15 protein-coding genes are annotated in these 15,501 nt (G+C 64.5%); 10 read left to right on the plus strand and 5 right to left on the minus strand.

Features of this window, described 5'->3' with window-relative positions; genetic code table 11:
- The first annotated feature begins 39 nt into the window (after positions 1-39).
- Positions 40-1,254, plus strand: a complete 1,215-nt coding sequence (locus LTA6_RS09715; RefSeq protein ID WP_341977916.1) for an acyl-CoA dehydrogenase family protein — start codon at positions 40-42, stop codon at positions 1,252-1,254.
- Between the two features lie 181 nt (positions 1,255-1,435).
- On the opposite strand, the gene LTA6_RS09720 is transcribed toward LTA6_RS09715, so the two are convergent.
- From LTA6_RS09720 to LTA6_RS09730, 3 genes are read right to left on the minus strand one after another with little or no spacing between them, the layout of a single operon-like run.
- Positions 1,436-2,818: an aldehyde dehydrogenase family protein gene (locus LTA6_RS09720; protein WP_341977918.1), complete on the minus strand. Its 1,383-nt coding sequence runs from the start codon at positions 2,816-2,818 to the stop codon at positions 1,436-1,438.
- 30 nt (positions 2,819-2,848) lie between these two features.
- Positions 2,849-4,183 carry a dihydrolipoamide acetyltransferase family protein gene (locus LTA6_RS09725; protein ID WP_341977920.1) on the minus strand — a complete coding sequence of 445 codons (1,335 nt, stop codon included), beginning with the start codon at positions 4,181-4,183 and terminating at the stop codon, positions 2,849-2,851.
- A gap of 2 nt (positions 4,184-4,185) precedes the next feature.
- Complete coding sequence (locus LTA6_RS09730) at positions 4,186-6,363, minus strand: thiamine pyrophosphate-dependent enzyme (protein ID WP_341977922.1); 2,178 nt, start codon at positions 6,361-6,363, stop codon at positions 4,186-4,188.
- A 155-nt stretch (positions 6,364-6,518) separates the two neighbouring features.
- On the opposite strand from LTA6_RS09730, the gene LTA6_RS09735 reads away from it, so the two are divergent.
- The 8 genes from LTA6_RS09735 to LTA6_RS09770 all read left to right on the plus strand — a co-directional run bounded on the left by LTA6_RS09735 (position 6,519) and on the right by LTA6_RS09770 (position 13,754).
- Complete coding sequence (locus LTA6_RS09735; RefSeq protein WP_341977924.1) at positions 6,519-7,061, plus strand: VOC family protein; 543 nt, start codon at positions 6,519-6,521, stop codon at positions 7,059-7,061.
- A 7-nt stretch (positions 7,062-7,068) separates the two neighbouring features.
- On the plus strand, positions 7,069-7,737 hold the full coding sequence (locus LTA6_RS09740; RefSeq protein WP_341977926.1) for a GntR family transcriptional regulator: 669 nt from the start codon (positions 7,069-7,071) through the stop codon (positions 7,735-7,737).
- Positions 7,738-7,897: 160 nt separating this feature from the next.
- Positions 7,898-9,100 (plus strand): acyl-CoA dehydrogenase family protein, encoded by a 1,203-nt coding sequence (locus tag LTA6_RS09745; protein WP_341977928.1) that lies wholly within the window; start codon positions 7,898-7,900, stop codon positions 9,098-9,100.
- Positions 9,101-9,155: 55 nt separating this feature from the next.
- Positions 9,156-9,719 (plus strand): flavin reductase family protein, encoded by a 564-nt coding sequence (locus LTA6_RS09750; protein ID WP_341977930.1) that lies wholly within the window; start codon positions 9,156-9,158, stop codon positions 9,717-9,719.
- A gap of 40 nt (positions 9,720-9,759) precedes the next feature.
- Positions 9,760-10,149 (plus strand): RidA family protein, encoded by a 390-nt coding sequence (locus LTA6_RS09755; protein ID WP_341977933.1) that lies wholly within the window; start codon positions 9,760-9,762, stop codon positions 10,147-10,149.
- Positions 10,150-10,396: 247 nt separating this feature from the next.
- Positions 10,397-11,653 carry a Xaa-Pro peptidase family protein gene (locus LTA6_RS09760; RefSeq protein ID WP_341977935.1) on the plus strand — a complete coding sequence of 419 codons (1,257 nt, stop codon included), beginning with the start codon at positions 10,397-10,399 and terminating at the stop codon, positions 11,651-11,653.
- A 142-nt stretch (positions 11,654-11,795) separates the two neighbouring features.
- Positions 11,796-12,851 carry a LacI family DNA-binding transcriptional regulator gene (locus tag LTA6_RS09765; protein ID WP_341977937.1) on the plus strand — a complete coding sequence of 352 codons (1,056 nt, stop codon included), beginning with the start codon at positions 11,796-11,798 and terminating at the stop codon, positions 12,849-12,851.
- Positions 12,852-12,887: 36 nt separating this feature from the next.
- Entirely contained in the window at positions 12,888-13,754 is an 867-nt protein-coding gene (locus LTA6_RS09770) for an NAD(P)-dependent oxidoreductase (protein ID WP_341977939.1), read from the plus strand.
- A gap of 23 nt (positions 13,755-13,777) precedes the next feature.
- On the opposite strand, the gene LTA6_RS09775 is transcribed toward LTA6_RS09770, so the two are convergent.
- Entirely contained in the window at positions 13,778-14,260 is a 483-nt protein-coding gene (locus tag LTA6_RS09775) for a MarR family winged helix-turn-helix transcriptional regulator (RefSeq protein ID WP_341977941.1), read from the minus strand.
- A gap of 113 nt (positions 14,261-14,373) precedes the next feature.
- Here LTA6_RS09775 and LTA6_RS09780 point away from each other — a divergent pair, with 113 nt between their 5' ends.
- Positions 14,374-14,997 (plus strand): NADPH-dependent F420 reductase, encoded by a 624-nt coding sequence (locus tag LTA6_RS09780; RefSeq protein ID WP_341977943.1) that lies wholly within the window; start codon positions 14,374-14,376, stop codon positions 14,995-14,997.
- Here the strand turns inward: LTA6_RS09780 and LTA6_RS09785 are convergent, their stop codons facing one another.
- Entirely contained in the window at positions 14,998-15,447 is a 450-nt protein-coding gene (locus tag LTA6_RS09785; RefSeq protein WP_341977945.1) for a MerR family transcriptional regulator, read from the minus strand.
- Positions 15,448-15,501: the final 54 nt, after the last annotated feature.

The following is a 15,501-nucleotide window of genomic DNA, read 5'->3' on the forward strand; positions in this document are numbered from 1 at the left end:
AGAGCGACAGTGAGCAGTTCAGTTCAAGAAGCACCGGCCATGGACGCCTTTTTCGGCGCGCCCGGCCCCGACTACGAGATCATCGCGAAAGCACAGGCACTGCAGCCTCTGATCCGCGAGTACGCCCAGCAGGGTGAGGAGAACCGTCGTGTCTCGGAAGAGGTCATCACGGCGATGCGGGACGCAGGTCTTCTGCACATCTCGATCCCGAAGCGCTGGGGCGGCCTCGGCGGCAACTTCCGCACCTTCATCGATACCGTTGCGGCCGTCGGCCAGGCTGACGGTGCCACCGGTTGGGTTTCAGCGCTGCTGAACTCGTCCACGTGGTTCGCCACCCTGTTCTCCGAGCAGGCTCAGGAAGACGTCTTCGGCTCCAACCCCCGCGCATCCGTCGCCGCCGTGCTCTCGCCGGGTGGTCCCTTCATGCAGGCGAATTCCACCAAGAAGTTCGAGCGCGTCGAGGGCGGCATCCGCCTCACGGGCGAGTGGGGCTACTCCACCGGGTCGCTGCACGCGGACTGGTCCATCGTGCCGGTGCGCACGGGCGAGGATGAGAACGGTCTCCCCGTGAACTCGCTCGTGCTGATCCCGAAGTCGGACTCGAACATCAGGGACACCTGGTACGTGGCCGGTATGCGCGGAACGGGTTCGAACACCGTCTTCGTCGAGGACATCTTCATCCCTGACCACCGCATCGAGCCGATCGGGAACTTCGCGACCGAGCAGTACCCCCGGGTCTGGGCCGAGGAGGACAACTACAATGCCTCCTTCGTGCCTGTCGCGGAGATCGTGCTGAGCGCTGCGCAGATCGGAATGGCGCGCGGTGCCATCGAGATCGCCCGTGGCGTCGGTGAGAAGCCGATCACGTACTCGGTGTACCAGCACGCGAAGAACTCGGTGGTGCACCAGATCGAGCTGGCCAAGGCGCAGTCCGAGGCAGACCAGGCGTACCTGCTCGTCACGCGCAGTGTTGCGATCATCGACTCCGCCGCCCGTGACCGTCGCCCGATGACGGTGGAAGAGCGTGCCAGGACTCGTATGGACAACGGCCAGGCGGCAGCGCTCGTGCGCAAGTCGATCAACCGCTGCCTCAGCATCGCCGGAGCCTTCAGCTTCGCCGAGATCAATCCGCTGCAGCGTTTCTGGCGCAACAGCGAGACCGCGAGCCGTCACGCTCTGGTGCACCCGGAGATCGGCGCCGAGGTCTACGGCAAGTTCCTCTTCGGTATCGAGGACAACGTTCAGCCCTTCTGATCGTTGGACGAAAAGGGGCCCTCGGAGCGGCGACGGAGACGTCCCACCGCGCCGAGGGCCCCTTCTCCTGTCGCTGAGGCGCTGCGCCCGGGCATGCAGAACGGCCCCGTGGACCTCTCCACGGGGCCGTTCTGCATACGTCGCGCGCTCTCGGGTGAGTTCCGCTACGCGTCTTGGTGGGTCAAGCGACCCACACCGTCTTGAGGTTGCAGAACTCCCGGATGCCCTCCGCCGAGAGCTCGCGGCCGTACCCGGAGCGCTTGATGCCTCCGAAGGGCAGCTCGGGATAGGAGATGGTCATGCCGTTGATGAAGACGGCGCCGGACTCGATCGTCTTGATCGCGTGTCCGATCTCCGCTTCATCCGAGCTCCAGAACGCCGAGCCCAGGCCGAAGTCGAGACCGTTGGCAATGTTCAGAGCGTCTTCGAGCGACGCGGCTTCGTACAGGCTTGCGACAGGTCCGAAGGCCTCTTCCTCGAACAGGCGCATCTCCGGAGTGATCCCCGCGATCACGGTAGGCGGGTAGAACCATCCGTCGGCGCTGTCGTCGAAAGAGCCGCCCACGATGATGTCCGCGCCCTTCTCTCGTGCATCATCGACCAGCTCGACGATGTCGTTGCGGCCCGACGAAGTCGCCAGGGGTCCGATGTCGGTGCTCTCGTCCTGCGGATCGCCGATCTGCAACTGCGCCATCTTCGCGGCGAACTTCTCGGAGAACACGGCGTAGGCATCGGTGTGCACGATGAAGCGCTTCGCGTTGATGCAGGCCTGACCATTGTTGCTGGTGCGGGCCTTCACAGCCATTTCCGCGGCCGCCTCGAGGTCGGCAGAGGGCATCACGATGAACGGGTCTGAGCCGCCGAGCTCGAGCACGACTTTCTTCAGCACGTCGCCGGCGATCGACGCGACCGACCTCCCGGCTGGCTCAGAACCGGTCAGCGTGACGGCGGATACGCGCGGATCCCGGATGACGCTCTCGACCCGTCCAGCGCCGATGAGAAGGGTCGAGAAGGAGCCTTGAGGAAAGCCCGCACGCGTGAAGAGACTGCCGAGGTAGACCGCCGCCTGAGGCACGTTCGAGGCGTGCTTCAGGATGCCCGCGTTCCCGGCCATCAAGGCCGGTGCCGCGAAACGGATGACCTGCCAGATGGGGTAGTTCCACGGCATGACGGCGAGGACGACGCCGAGCGGGTCGAAGCGCGTGCCAGCTTGGCTCGCGCCGACCGCGGAGGGGTCGTCGAGAGTGCGCCCGCTGAGGAAACCTTCGGCGTTCTCGGCGTAATATCGCATCGCGTAGACGGACTTCGCCACCTCACCACGCGACTGTGCGATGGGCTTGCCCATCTCGTCCGTGATCATCGCCGCGACCACTTCGAGGTCAGCCTCCAGGAGGTCCGCGGCGGCGTTCATGAGCTCGGCTCGGCGAGCCCACCCTGCCGCCTTGAGCTGCGGTACAGCGGTGTTGGCGGCGGCCAGCTTCTGTTCGACGACAGTGTCGCTATCCTGCTCGAACGTCGCCAGTTCCTCCCCGGTGGTGGGGTTGACACTTCGCATGATTGCCATGGTTGCTTTCTTTCGTCAGGTCAGGTCAGGTCAGATCAGGATGGTGAGAGGGTTCTCGATGCGTCGTTGGAAGGCGGCGAGCCACAGGGCCGCGACCGCCCCGTCCAGTACGCGATGGTCAGCTGAGAGCGTCACGGTCATGACCTTCCCGGTAGAGAGAGCCCCGTCCGAGTCGATCACCGGCACCGCCCGCGCGGCGCCGACCGCGAGGATTCCCGCCTGCGGCGGGTTGAGGATGGCGGTGAACTGCGACGTGCCGTACATGCCGAGGTTCGATACAGAGAAGCTGCCTCCCTCGAGCTCGTGCTGCTTGAGCCGCCCTGAGCGTGCGCGCTCCGCCATCTCGGCGATGGTGGCGCTCACTTCTGTCAGCGACATGCGTTCGATTCCGCGCAGCACCGGAGTGGTCAGGCCGCCTTCCGTGGCGACGGCGACCGAGACATCTGCGGAGGAGAACTGACGGATGCTGTCGCCGTTCCACGTCGCGTTCGCCTGCGAGACCTCCATGAGAGCTGCGCCGACGGCCTTCACCACGAAGTCGTTGACGGAGATCTTGCGACTCGCCGTCTGGTTCACCGTCGCACGCAGGGCCATCAACTCGTCCACGCGGCAGTCGGCCACAAGATAGAAGTGCGGCACGGTCGACTTGCTCTCGGTGAGGCGACGGGCGATCGCCTTGCGCATGCGATCGAGGGGGATGTCCTCGTAGGGTGCTGTGCCGGCAGCCGCGACCTCCGAAGTGCTCGCACTCGACGGCTCCTGCGCGGGCGCGGGAGAGGGCGCGACCGGAACGGGAGGAGCTGTCGTCAGCCGGGTCAGGTGCGTCTCGAAGTCGCGACGCACGATCCGCCCGTTGGGACCGGTTCCTTGTACGTCTTGCAACGCCACGCCGTGCTGTTCCGCGAGCCGACGGACGATGGGGGTAGCGAAGAGTCGACGCGCTTCAGCTGCATCGCTCTGCTCCGGGGCGGGGACGGTCGCCTGCTCCATCGCAGTGACCGGGGGCGTCGGCTGGGCCGAGTTCGACGGTTGCGGCTCTGGATCGGTGGCCTCTGCGGGCGGCGCCGATGGCGTCTCGCCCAGGCCGATAGCCGCGAGAGCAGCATCGATATCCTTCTCGCTGTCGCCGGGGGCGAGCATCACGAAGATCGGATCGCCCACCGCCACGCTGTCGCCCTCGGGAACGAGGAGGCGTCCAACCACTCCGGCGGCCTCCGACAGCATCTCGACGCTCGCCTTGTCGGTCTCGATCTCGGCGATCGGCTGATTCTGTGCGATGGTATCGCCCGGGGAGACGAGCCAAGACTGGACAGCCGCTTCTTCGGCGCCAGCGAGGATCTCGGGCATGCGGATGATTTCAACCATGATCAGGATCCGAATCCGGCGCGGACTGCTTCCAGGCCCGCGACCACTTCTTCCGTGCGGGCGATGGCTGCCCGCTCCAACACGCGAGAGATGCTGGGCGATGCTTCTTCTCCGGTGACTCGGGCGACCGGCTGATCGAGCCAGTCGAAGAATCGCCGCTGGATCTCGTCGGCGAGCCATGCGCCGTAGGACGTGCCCTGCGAGCCCTGCTCGACGATCAGCACGGCGTTCGTCTTGCGGATGCTGTCGCCGATGGTTTCCCAGTCGATGGATGCCCGGTCGAGCCAGCGCAGGTCGATGAGTTCGGCATCGATGCCGGTCTGCTCGATCGCTTCCTTGGAGTGAGCGACCATTGCCAGGTAGGTGAGGACGGTGACGTCGGAACCTTCCCGGAGCACGGCGGCCGAGCCCGGCTCGATGATGTAATCGAGATCGCCCTCCGGGATCTCGTCAGCTGTGCCATAGAGGTCGACATGCTCGATCACGAGCACCGGGTCCTGCAGCGCGAGAGCCGCATTCATCAGACCGATGTAGTCCCTCGCGTTGGAGGGGGCGACGATTCGCCATCCGGGGCTGGTCGCGAAGATGCCCGCGGGGTCCATCAGGTGCTGTGACCCGTAGCCGGATCCCATCGCGACCTTGGTGCGCAGCACGAGAGGCACATCGTTGTCGCCACCGAACATGTGCCGCGCCTTGCCGATCTGGTTGAAAACCTGGTCGGCGGCCACCCACATGAAGTCCGGGTACATGAACTCGACGACCGGACGGAAGCGGCCGTCCAGGGCGAGGCCACCGGCGAGACCGACGAAGGCGTTCTCGCTGATGGGGGTGCCGAGGATGCGATCCTCGCCGTACTTCTTCGGCAGCCCCTTGGTGGCGCCGTTGGTGCCTCCGTTGAGGCGATGCACGTCTTCGCCCATCACGACGATGCGCGGGTCCGTCTCCATGCGGCGGTCCATCACCTGGGCCACGGCCTCGATGAACTTCACCGGGCGCAGGGGAGCGGACTCATCGAGCGCGGGGAGACCCTGCAACTCGCTACCGTCGCCTCTGACGCCCACGTTTACGAAGCTCGTCTCCGGCCACAGCTCCGGTCGGATGCGGCGCTTTCCGGGGCGATCCGGATCTGACTCGAGAAGTTGAGCTGCGGCCTCCGTCATCGCAGCCTGAACGCGTTCGCGAAGGGCCGAGACGCCGGCGTCCTCGATGAGTCCACGACGGATCATGTGCCGGGCCACGAGGTCCAGGGGATCGCGGGCGAGCCAGAGTGCCTCCTCCTCCTTCGTGCGGTATCCGAACGCGCTGCCGGGGTAGGCGCCGTTCTGGTGGAAGAACCGGTACACCTCTGCCTCGATGACGGTCGGGCCTTCGCCCGAGCGCATCCGCTCTGATGCCTCCAGGGTTGCCAGGTGCACCGCGAGCGGGTCCATTCCGTCCACACGCCAGGAGGGGATTCCGAAGCCCTGGCCGCGGACGGAGAACCTCGGATCCGCGGTGATCTCGTCGGCGCGCGTCGACACCGCGTAGAGGTTGTTCTCCACGAAGAAGCAGACCGGCAGCTTCCATGCGGCAGCGAGGTTCATCGACTCCAGCACCGAGCCGATCTGCGCTGCGCCGTCGCCGAAGTAGTTGATGGACAGATCCGTCGTCCCTGAGTGCTTCTGCGCCCAGGCGTTACCGGTGGCCATCGGTGCGCCGCCGCCGACGATCGCATTGGTTCCGAGTGCCCCGGCTTCGAACCACTGGAGGTGCATCGACCCGCCGCGGCCACGGCAGTAGCCCTGCGCGAGGCCAAGGATCTCCGCCAGGGTCCGCTGCAGGACCGTCTGGATGTCGTCGTTCACCGGCTCGGCGGGATCGATCGTTCCGGCGCTGACGTGGGTGAGAGCTTTCGCGAGGAACTGATGGTGACCCCGGTGAGACCCGTTGACGCCGTCGGTGGAGCGAAGCCCGACGATTGAGCCGACTGCTCCACCTTCCTGCCCGATGCTCGAGTGCGCTGGCCCATGGACGAGTCCCTCGCCGGCGATCTCGAGGACCGTCTCCTCGAACGCGCGGATCAGATGCAGTTCACTCAGCATGGTCCCCAGAAGTGCGGGATCGGCTGCATTCCAATCCGCGTCGGTGGTGGTCAGCTGGAACCAGTCGACGCCGGTCTGGAGTCGCTTCTTCTTCGGCATCTTCGCCATTCCTCTCGCGCGATCACCTAGACCGCTGAGTCGACGGTAGCGGAGTATCGGATCCAATACAAACGTTTGCATATCGGAATATATCGTCGTAGACTGCCGATACGGGTACGGTGTATCCAATTTGGTTGCGACAGAGGAGTCCACATATGGCTGACGCCGTGCGGCCGGGCATCCCCGGCATCCACGGGACCGACCACATCGGATTCACCGTCCCGGATCTGGAAGAAGCTGAGCGATTCCTCGTCGACATCCTCGGTTGCGAACGCGTCTACACCCTCGGATCGAAGAAATCAGACGGCGACTGGATGCACACGCATCTGGGAGTGCATCCGCGCACTGTCATCAGTGAGATCCGCTTCTTCCGGCTGGGCAACGGGGCCAACTTCGAGGTCTTCCTCTATGAGGCGGCCGATGGTCAGGCGCCCCATCCCCGCAACAGCGACCTCGGCGGGTTTCACATCGCGTTCTACGTCGATGACATCGACGAGGCCGTGCGCTACCTGAATGACAACGGCGTCGAGGTCATGGGGTCTCCGACATCCAGTGCCCAGGCTGCGGAAGGCCAGCGCTGGGTCTATTTCACCAGCCCGTGGGGTCTGCAGTTCGAACTTGTGAGCTTCCCCCAGGGCAAGGCGTACGAGAAGCAAGCCGACAGCCTGCTCTGGCACCCGGCGCACCCCGAGCGATGAGGTCGACATGTCGATAGAGACCAGCACGCTCATCCACGGTGCGACCGGCGCTCGCATCGCGGCGACGCTGCGTGATGCCATCCTCTTGGGTGAATACGCACCGGGCGAGCGTATCCGTCAAGGCCAGCTCGCCGATCAGCTCGGCGCCAGTCGCTTGCCCGTGCGCGAGGCGTTGCGGATGCTGGAGGCGGAGGGCCTCGTCACGCTCGTCGCGAACACCGGCGCCTGGGTGTCGAGGCTCACGATCTCGGACTGCGAGGAGATGTATCGCATGCGGGAGAGTCTGGAACCGCTGCTTCTCGGGTTGAACGTCCCTCTCCTGTCGGACTCGGTGATCGACAACATGGATTCCCTTGCCAACGCGATGGCGAGCACCTCCGATGTCGAGCGCTTTCTGCTCCTGGATCGCGAGTTCCATCACTCGAGCCTGCAGGCTGTGCAGACCACTGTTCTCGGCGAGACGGTCTTTCGCCTGTGGAATCGCACGCAGCACTATCGGAGGACTGCGACGCGCCTCTTCTATCGCGAGGGCGATGATGCGGTGCATCACGACCATCACCTTCTGGTCACGGCTCTACGTCGTCGAGATGCCGACGAGGCCGAGCAGGTCCTCCGCCGACATATCCGTCGCAGTCGGCTCGAACTGGTTCGACATCCGGAGGTCTTCGATGCATAGCCTGCAGGCGGCGGCACTCTTCCCATGCGACGCAGGCGAATCCGGCAACTTACGACCTTGAAACATCGCTGCAACAATCTCGGCCTAGCATAAGGCGCAAGCAATCGTTTGCATTTTGTCTCTTGCTTCAAAAATTCAGACGTCCCGAGGAGGAACACCCTTGTTTGACACACTTGTTCGACCATCGATCACTGAAGTCATCGATCGAATCACGGCGCTTCGCCCCGAGCTCGCAGAAGGCGGACGTGAAGGAGACCTCTCCCGGCGTGTTCCGGAACGCATCTTCGAGGCTGTACGGGCCACGGGAGCATTCAGCGTGTCGGCGCCGGAGAAGTTTGGCGGGCTCGCCGGCAACACTCGTGACGTGCAGGCCGTGACGAGTGCGATCGGTGCCGGCGACGGCAGCCTCGCCTGGATGGCCGGCATCTACAACACCGGCGCTTGGGTGCTGAGCCTCATGAGCGATCAGGCGCAGGGCGATGTCTGGGGGGAGCGGGGGAAGGCGGGCGCGCTCGTCTCCATCGTCCTTGCCACCACGTCAGAGGCCGTCGTCGTTGACGGGGGATACCGCATCACCGGTCGATGGGCGTACGGCACGGGCAGCCGCGAGGCAGAATGGTCGCTTCTCGGCGTGCCGCTCAAGAACGTCGCGGGTGAGATCATCGACGCCGGTGTTGCGTTGATCCCTCGAGAGGACCTCACCTTTGAGGACGACTGGTTCGTCGCTGGGATGAAGTCGACGGCGAGCGTCACCCAGCTCGCGAACGATGTTCTTGTGCCGAGTCACCGCATCTTCCGGCTGACCGCAGCGATCGAGGGTGAGTACATCGGCAGCAACCAGGAGACGTCGTATCGCACGATGTTCGTGCCGTCGCTCTTCATGAACTTGGTGGGGCCCCACCTGGGAATGGGCCGCGCAGCACTGGACTTCGTGGTGGCGGCGGCGGGAACCAAGTCCATCGCCTTCACGGGATATGACCGTCAGGCGGATTCGACGATCTTTCAGTACACGCTCGCCAAAGCTGCGGTTCAGCTCGCGGCGGCCGAAGCTCTGGCTGAGCAGGTCGCTGACGAGATCTACCTCACGGCCGAACGAGGCGAGTATGCGCCTTACGCCGATCGCATTGCATTGCGTGCGAAGGCGGGCTGGGTCATCGACACGATCACTCAACTCATCGGTGATCTAGTGACGGCGCACGGCTCCGCAGGGTTCTCCGACTCGTCGGTGCTCCAGCGGATCTGGCGTGATCAGGCAGCAGCAGCCCGACACGGGCACACCCTCTCGGCGAGTGGCTACGAGGCTCTCGGGCGGGTGATGGTGGGCCGTGAAGGCGATGCCCGCTTTGTCCTGCCTGTGGTGTGAGTCCCCGGTCGAGACCGACTTCGAAAACAACCAAGTGAACGGTGAGAAAATGACCATGACTGAGACTCATTCCGCCATCTCCGCTGATGACTTTCGCTTCGCCTTCCGGTCGCACCCGGCCGGCGTCGCGATCGTCACCGCCGACGCTGGCGATGGCCCGGTCGCGATGACCGTCAGCTCTGTCGCATCGGTGTCCATCGATCCGCCGACGCTCGTCTTCTCGGCGTCGGCCCTCTCTTCGAGTACGCCGACGATCCTCAAGGCTGAGACAGTCGTCGTGCACATGCTCGCTGCAGACCAGGTCGCCCTTGCCAAGCTGGGTGCGCAGCGGGGGGTCGACCGGTTCGGACCGGACGTCGAGTGGAGCCGGCTCCCCACCGGTGAGCCTTACTACCCGGGGGCGCACTGGTTGCGCGGACGGGTCGTACAGCGGGTGGATGCCAACGGCTCGACCCTGATCCTCGTTGAGGCGATCGAGTCCAAGCAGCACGGCGAAGACGTCGACCAGGAGCCGATTCCTCTCGTGTATCACAACCGCCGGTGGCACACGCTCTCGGACCGATCTTCGCTACCCACATCTTCCGTCCCGTTCTGCGTCGTCTACGGACGAGACGAATGAGAACCTTCCGACCATTCGCATTCAACAAGGAGTAATGAATATGACCAACGAACGTATCTCCCGCATCCCGGCTCCCGTGGTTCCCGGCATCTCTGACAGCACCCGCGTCACCGCGGGTGAGCTCATCTTCATCTCTGGGCAGGTTGGGTTCGAAGAAGACGGATCTGTGCCCACCGACTTCGTTCGCGCTATCGAACTCACGTACGGCGAGTTCGAGCGCGCCCTGCATGCCGCCGGCGTCACGTATGACGACCTGGTTCGCGTGAACGTGTACATCACGGAACTCGACCAGGAGAAGCTTCACACCTGGCGAGAGACGCGCAACGGCATCGTCAAGACGACCACGCCTTCCGCGAGCACCGTCATCGGTGTGCACTCCCTCTACAACGGCGCGACGATCGAGATCGACGGCATCGCCGCAGTTCGATAAAGAGCGGACAGGGTGGGCAGCCTCTCTTGATGAGCGGGCTGCCTCTTCCTCCTCTCGTTCCGGGCAGCGCGATGCTGCGTGTCGTGACTGCTGGATGGTCAGCTAAGTCGGCCATCTGATGGTCACCTCACGATCCGGAGGAAGTGGTTGCGATTCCCCAGGGGATCGGTTTCCGCTCGCAATGCAATCGTTTGAATTTGCGGTACCGTCGAATACGACCACCGTCCCAATAGAGAGATCGCCACCGATGGCCGAGGCCGCCAACACTCCCCGACCGCTCCTGACTCCCGGACAGATGGGTGTCGACTACGAGATGCGGGTCGACTTCTCCCGCCTTCGGGACTATCGCCTCCAGCGCGCCCAAGCCGCGCTGGAAGCGAGCGAATGCGGTGCCTTCCTGTTGTTCGACTTCTATAACATCCGCTACACCACGTCGTCGTGGGTCGGTGGCGCGCTGGGCGACAAGATGATCCGGTACGCCCTGCTCACGCGTGGCGGGGAGCCGCACCTGTGGGACTTCGGTTCTGCGGTCAAGCACCACCAGCTCTACTCGCCATGGCTGAAGCAGGACCACAATCATCCCGGCTTCCTCGGATTCCGGGGCGCGGTGGCTCCCACCGCGGGCCTCATGGTCGATGCCGTGACCGAGATCAAGGGCATCCTCAAGGACCTCGGGCTGCACAATAGCCCGGTCGGGATCGACATCGTCGAGCCACCGTTCCTTTTCGAGATGCAGCGCCAGGGCCTCACAGTGGTCGACGCCCAGCAGCACATGCTCGATGCCCGCGAGATCAAGAGCGCCGACGAGATCATGCTGTTGAACCAGGCAGCGGCGATGGTCGACGGTGTCTATACCGACATCGTCGAAGCGCTGAAGCCCGGTGTGCGCGAGAGCGACATCGTCGCTTTGGCGGCGAAGAAGCTCTACGAGTACGGCTCCGATCAGGTGGAGGCGATCAACGCGATCTCCGGAGAGCGTTGCAACCCGCATCCGCACAACTTCACCGACCGGATCATCCGTCCGGGCGATCAGGCGTTCTTCGACATCATCCACTCGTTCAACGGGTATCGCACGTGCTATTACCGCACGTTCAGTGTGGGTCGTGCGACAGGTCCCCAGAAGAGTGCATACTCGCAGGCGCGGGAGTGGATGGACAACGCGATCGCAGCCATCAAGCCCGGGGTGGGCTCAGACGAGATCGCGTCGTTGTTCCCCACCGCGGAGTCTCTGGGGTTCGATGACGAGCTCTCGGCCTTCGGTCTGCAGTTCTGCCACGGACTCGGGCTCGGACTTCACGAGCGGCCGGTGATCTCACGGCTGAACAGCTACCGCGAACCAGTCGAGATCAAGACCGGCATGGTGTTCGCGGTCGAGACATACTGCCCGGCGAGTGACGGCTATTCGGCTGCGCGCATCGAGGAGGAGGTCGTCGTGACGGAAGACGGTCCGATCATTCTCACGAAGTATCCCGCCGACGAACTCATGGTCGCCAACCCGTACTGAGTGGCGGAGTATCTCTCGCGAGACCATGGACCAGGATGAGGGTACCGACAGCGCGGCCCGAGACTTCGCGGGATCGGTACGCGCTGCGAGGAGCACGGACCGAGTGCGCCTCGGGCGAATGAACGGGCATTACAGTGCGAATATGGCCGAATCCCGAGTTCCCAACCTGAAAGATGTCGCGCGCGAGGCGGGCGTCCATGTCGCGACGGCGTCACGAGCTCTGAGTGATGACCAATCCCACCTCGTGAGCGAGGCGACCAAGGCGCGGGTGCACGCCGTGGCAGAGGGGCTCGGCTATCGTACGAACGCGGTCGCGCAAAGTCTGCGCCGGGGGAGAACGGGCACGATCGGCGTCGTGGTAGCCGACTTGGCCAACTCCTTCGTGGTTTCCTTGCTGCGAGGGATCGAGCACGAAGCCCGCACCGGCACCTATACGCCACTTGTGGCCGAAACCCACGATGACCCGGCGATCCTGCGTAGCGTCGTGATCCGACTTCTGCGCAATCAGGTGGATTGCATCATCCTGAGTGCCGCGCAGGTCGATGACGAGGATTTCGTCTCGGATCTCGAGCGCCGGGTTCCGGTGGTGCTGGCGGTACGAGGATTCGGTTCGTCCGGGCTCGCCGGTGCCGAGCGACGTCACCTCGAGGTATTGCCGGACGACTTCGTGGGTGCCCGGGTGGCGGTAGAACACCTCCTGGCTCTGGGGCACCGGCGCATCGCCCAGATACCAGGTACGTTCCAGATATCCTCCTTCGTCGAGCGCGCGCGGGGGTTCGGCGCGGCGATGCGCGAGCACCCCGAAGCCTCCGATGTGTCGACAGGTGCCCATGCGCCGGAGAGCACCGTCGAGGAGGGGCGACGTCAGGCGGAGATGCTTCTGCGTCAGCCGCCTGACAGGCGACCCACTGCGGTCTTCGCGCACAACGACCTGATGGCAATCGGCGCGATCGATGCGATTAGAGCCGCCAGATTGCGGTGTCCCGAGGACATCTCAGTAGTCGGCTACAACGATGCGCCGCTCGTTGACCATCTCGACCCGCCGCTGACGACCGTGCGCCTCCCCGGTTTCGAGCTGGGTCGTCGTAGCGCGCGTATCGCGTTCGATCTCCTCGAGGGAGTGAGACCGACCGACGTCCGTCAGATGCTCGAGCCCGAGTTCATCGAGCGTGGCTCGACAAGCGCGAATTTCCCCTGACCTCCTCTTTTCCAGGACTATCGAACGGAGTTTCTCGTGACAACAGTTGGTTTCCTCGGCCTTGGCACCATGGGCGCAGGCATGGCTCGCCGTCTCATCGATGCGGGGCACGAGGTGCTCGTCTGGAACCGATCGCGCGCGCCGCTGGAGCCGCTCGTTGCGGCCGGAGCCCGACCGGTGGCGACACCCGCCGAGGCGCTTCGCGCCGGAGTCGCGGTCTCGATGCTCGCGAACGACGCGGCCGCAAACGCGGTCTTCTCCGACGAGACACTCCGCAGTGCGGCCGGCTCGGTGCACGTCAACATGTCGACGCTGAGTCTCGATACCGTGCGGGATCTGGTCGCGCGTCATCGCGAGGCTGGTGTCGACTATGTCGCCGCTCCGGTGCTGGGCCGCCCTCACCTGGCAGCAAGCGGTGGTCTGAACATCGTCGCCGCCGGACCTGAGGCCGCTCTGGACCGTGCCGAAGAGTTCCTGACGGTTCTCGGAAAGCGCACCTGGCGCCTCGGCGACCAACCGGAGCGTGCGAACCTCGTCAAGATCGGGGTCAACTACAACCTCATCCACACGCTGCAGGCGCTGGCCGAGTCGGTCAACCTGATCGAGCGGGGAGGTGTCGACGGTTCGGTCTTCGTCGAGATCCTGACCGACGCCGCCTACACCGGGAGCGCATACACCGGATACGGCAAGATGATCGCCGAACGCGGGTATCTGCCCGTCGGATTCTCGGCGGAGCTGGGACTCAAGGATCTCAATCTGGCACGGTCGGCTGCGCAGGAGTTCCGTGCAGCCCTGCCGACTGCGTCGGTTCTCACTGACATCTTCGAGCAGACGCTCCAGGATGAAGAGCTCGCCAGGCTCGACTGGTCGGCGATGGCGGAGATCACGCGCCGACAGGACTGACGGCCGTCGGACAGGAATCCCGCTCAGCGGGAGGAGGATCTCTCGGCCGCAGCGAACCCGACGCGGTGGAGCGGATCGAGTCGCTCGACGAGCGGCGCCAGAATGCGGGTCAAAGCTCGGAGATCGTCGACGGACAGATGGTCGATGACGACCGACTTGGCGAGCGCGATGTGATCAGGTACCGCGCGGATGAGTTCACGTCGCCCTGCCGCGGTGAGCCTGACATTCACGACGCGGGCATCGTCATCTGCTCCGATGCGTTCCACCAGGTCGCGAACTGCGAGTTTACCGACGACCCTCGACAGGCGAGGCAGCGTCGAGTTCGTGGCGGAGGCGAGGTCCTTCGTGCGCAGAGTGCTGTTCTTCGCCTGCTGCAGTGTGCCGATGACTATGAACTCGAAGTGTGTCAGACCGGAGTCCGCCTGCAGTTGCGCGTCGAGCGCTGCCGGGAGCAGCTCCGCCGTCCAGACGAGCGCCAACCAGGCGCGAGATTGCTCATCGGTCATCCGAGGGACTTTGTAGGACATATCGCACCAACTCTAGGGGGAACAGATCAGGCCGAGAGTAGGTTGTGAGAAGTAGTTGTAGTTGCAACCTAATTGAGCAGGAGGACGGAAACGTGGCAAGCATCTCCATCATCGGAACAGGGAACATGGGCTCGGCGATCGCCGGTATCCTCGCGAAGGGCGGCGCGTCGGTGCAGGCTGTCGCGAGGGACTCGGCGAAAGCTGCCGCCCTGGCAGAGCAGGTCGGAGGCACGGCGGCCGCCTTCGGGGAGGCGCTGACGGGTGAGATCGTCGTGCTCGCAATTCCTTACCCTGCGGTCGCAGACGTTATTGAGACGTACGCCGAGCAGCTGCAGGGCAAGATCGTCGTCGATGTCACCAATCCGGTCGATTTCGACACGTTCGACGCACTCACAGTGCCCGCCGACTCCTCCGCTGCTGCTGAGTTCCAGCGAGCGGTTCCCGACGCGAAGGTCGTGAAGGCCTTTAACACCAATTTCGCCGCCACCCTCGGGTCGCGCGAGGTGGGCGGAGTCCCCACGACCGTGATCGTGGCGAGTGACGACGACCAGGCCAAAGCGCAGCTGACCGAGATCATCTCGGCCAGCGGCGTCTCCGTGACCGACGCGGGGTCGCTGAAGCGGGCGCGGGAACTCGAGGCGCTCGGATTCCTGCAGCTCGTCCTCGCGGTGCGCGAAGAGGTGCCCTGGACCGGTGGCTTCGCCATCCGTTCCTAATCAGCGCGAATGCGGGCGGAGCGTGTCGGTCGGCGCTTCGTCCCGCTCTCCCGCGTCCGCGCCCGATAAATGGGGGCTGGCCGTGAGCAGATCTGCGTGGGCGGAGTTCTGGAGATAGCCGATGACGGCCTCGCGGCTCTTCTGTAGGCAGAGGATGCGGTTCTCCACCACACGCAGCTCTCTCGCCAGCTCTACGGCGGAGGCGCGATTCTCCGCCGTCGACGGCCGGTCGGCTGCGGGGGACTCAATGTCCAGCACTATCTTGATCATGCGAGTGGAGAGCCCCGCTTCGACGAGGGCACGGACGTGGCGGGCGTGTTCCACCTGCTCTTCGAAGTAGTCGCGGTACCCGTTTCCCGAGCGTGATGCCTCGATGAGTCCCTGTTGCTCGTAGTAACGCAGCATCCGCGCCGGCGCGCCGATCTCCGCCGCAGCCTCGCTGATCCTCATCAGGTGCATCCTTCTGTCGGGGGTGATCGATTTGACCTTGACACTGATGTCAAA

It is taken from the genome of Microbacterium sp. LTA6, from assembly GCF_045690355.1.
Taxonomy (GTDB): domain Bacteria; phylum Actinomycetota; class Actinomycetes; order Actinomycetales; family Microbacteriaceae; genus Microbacterium.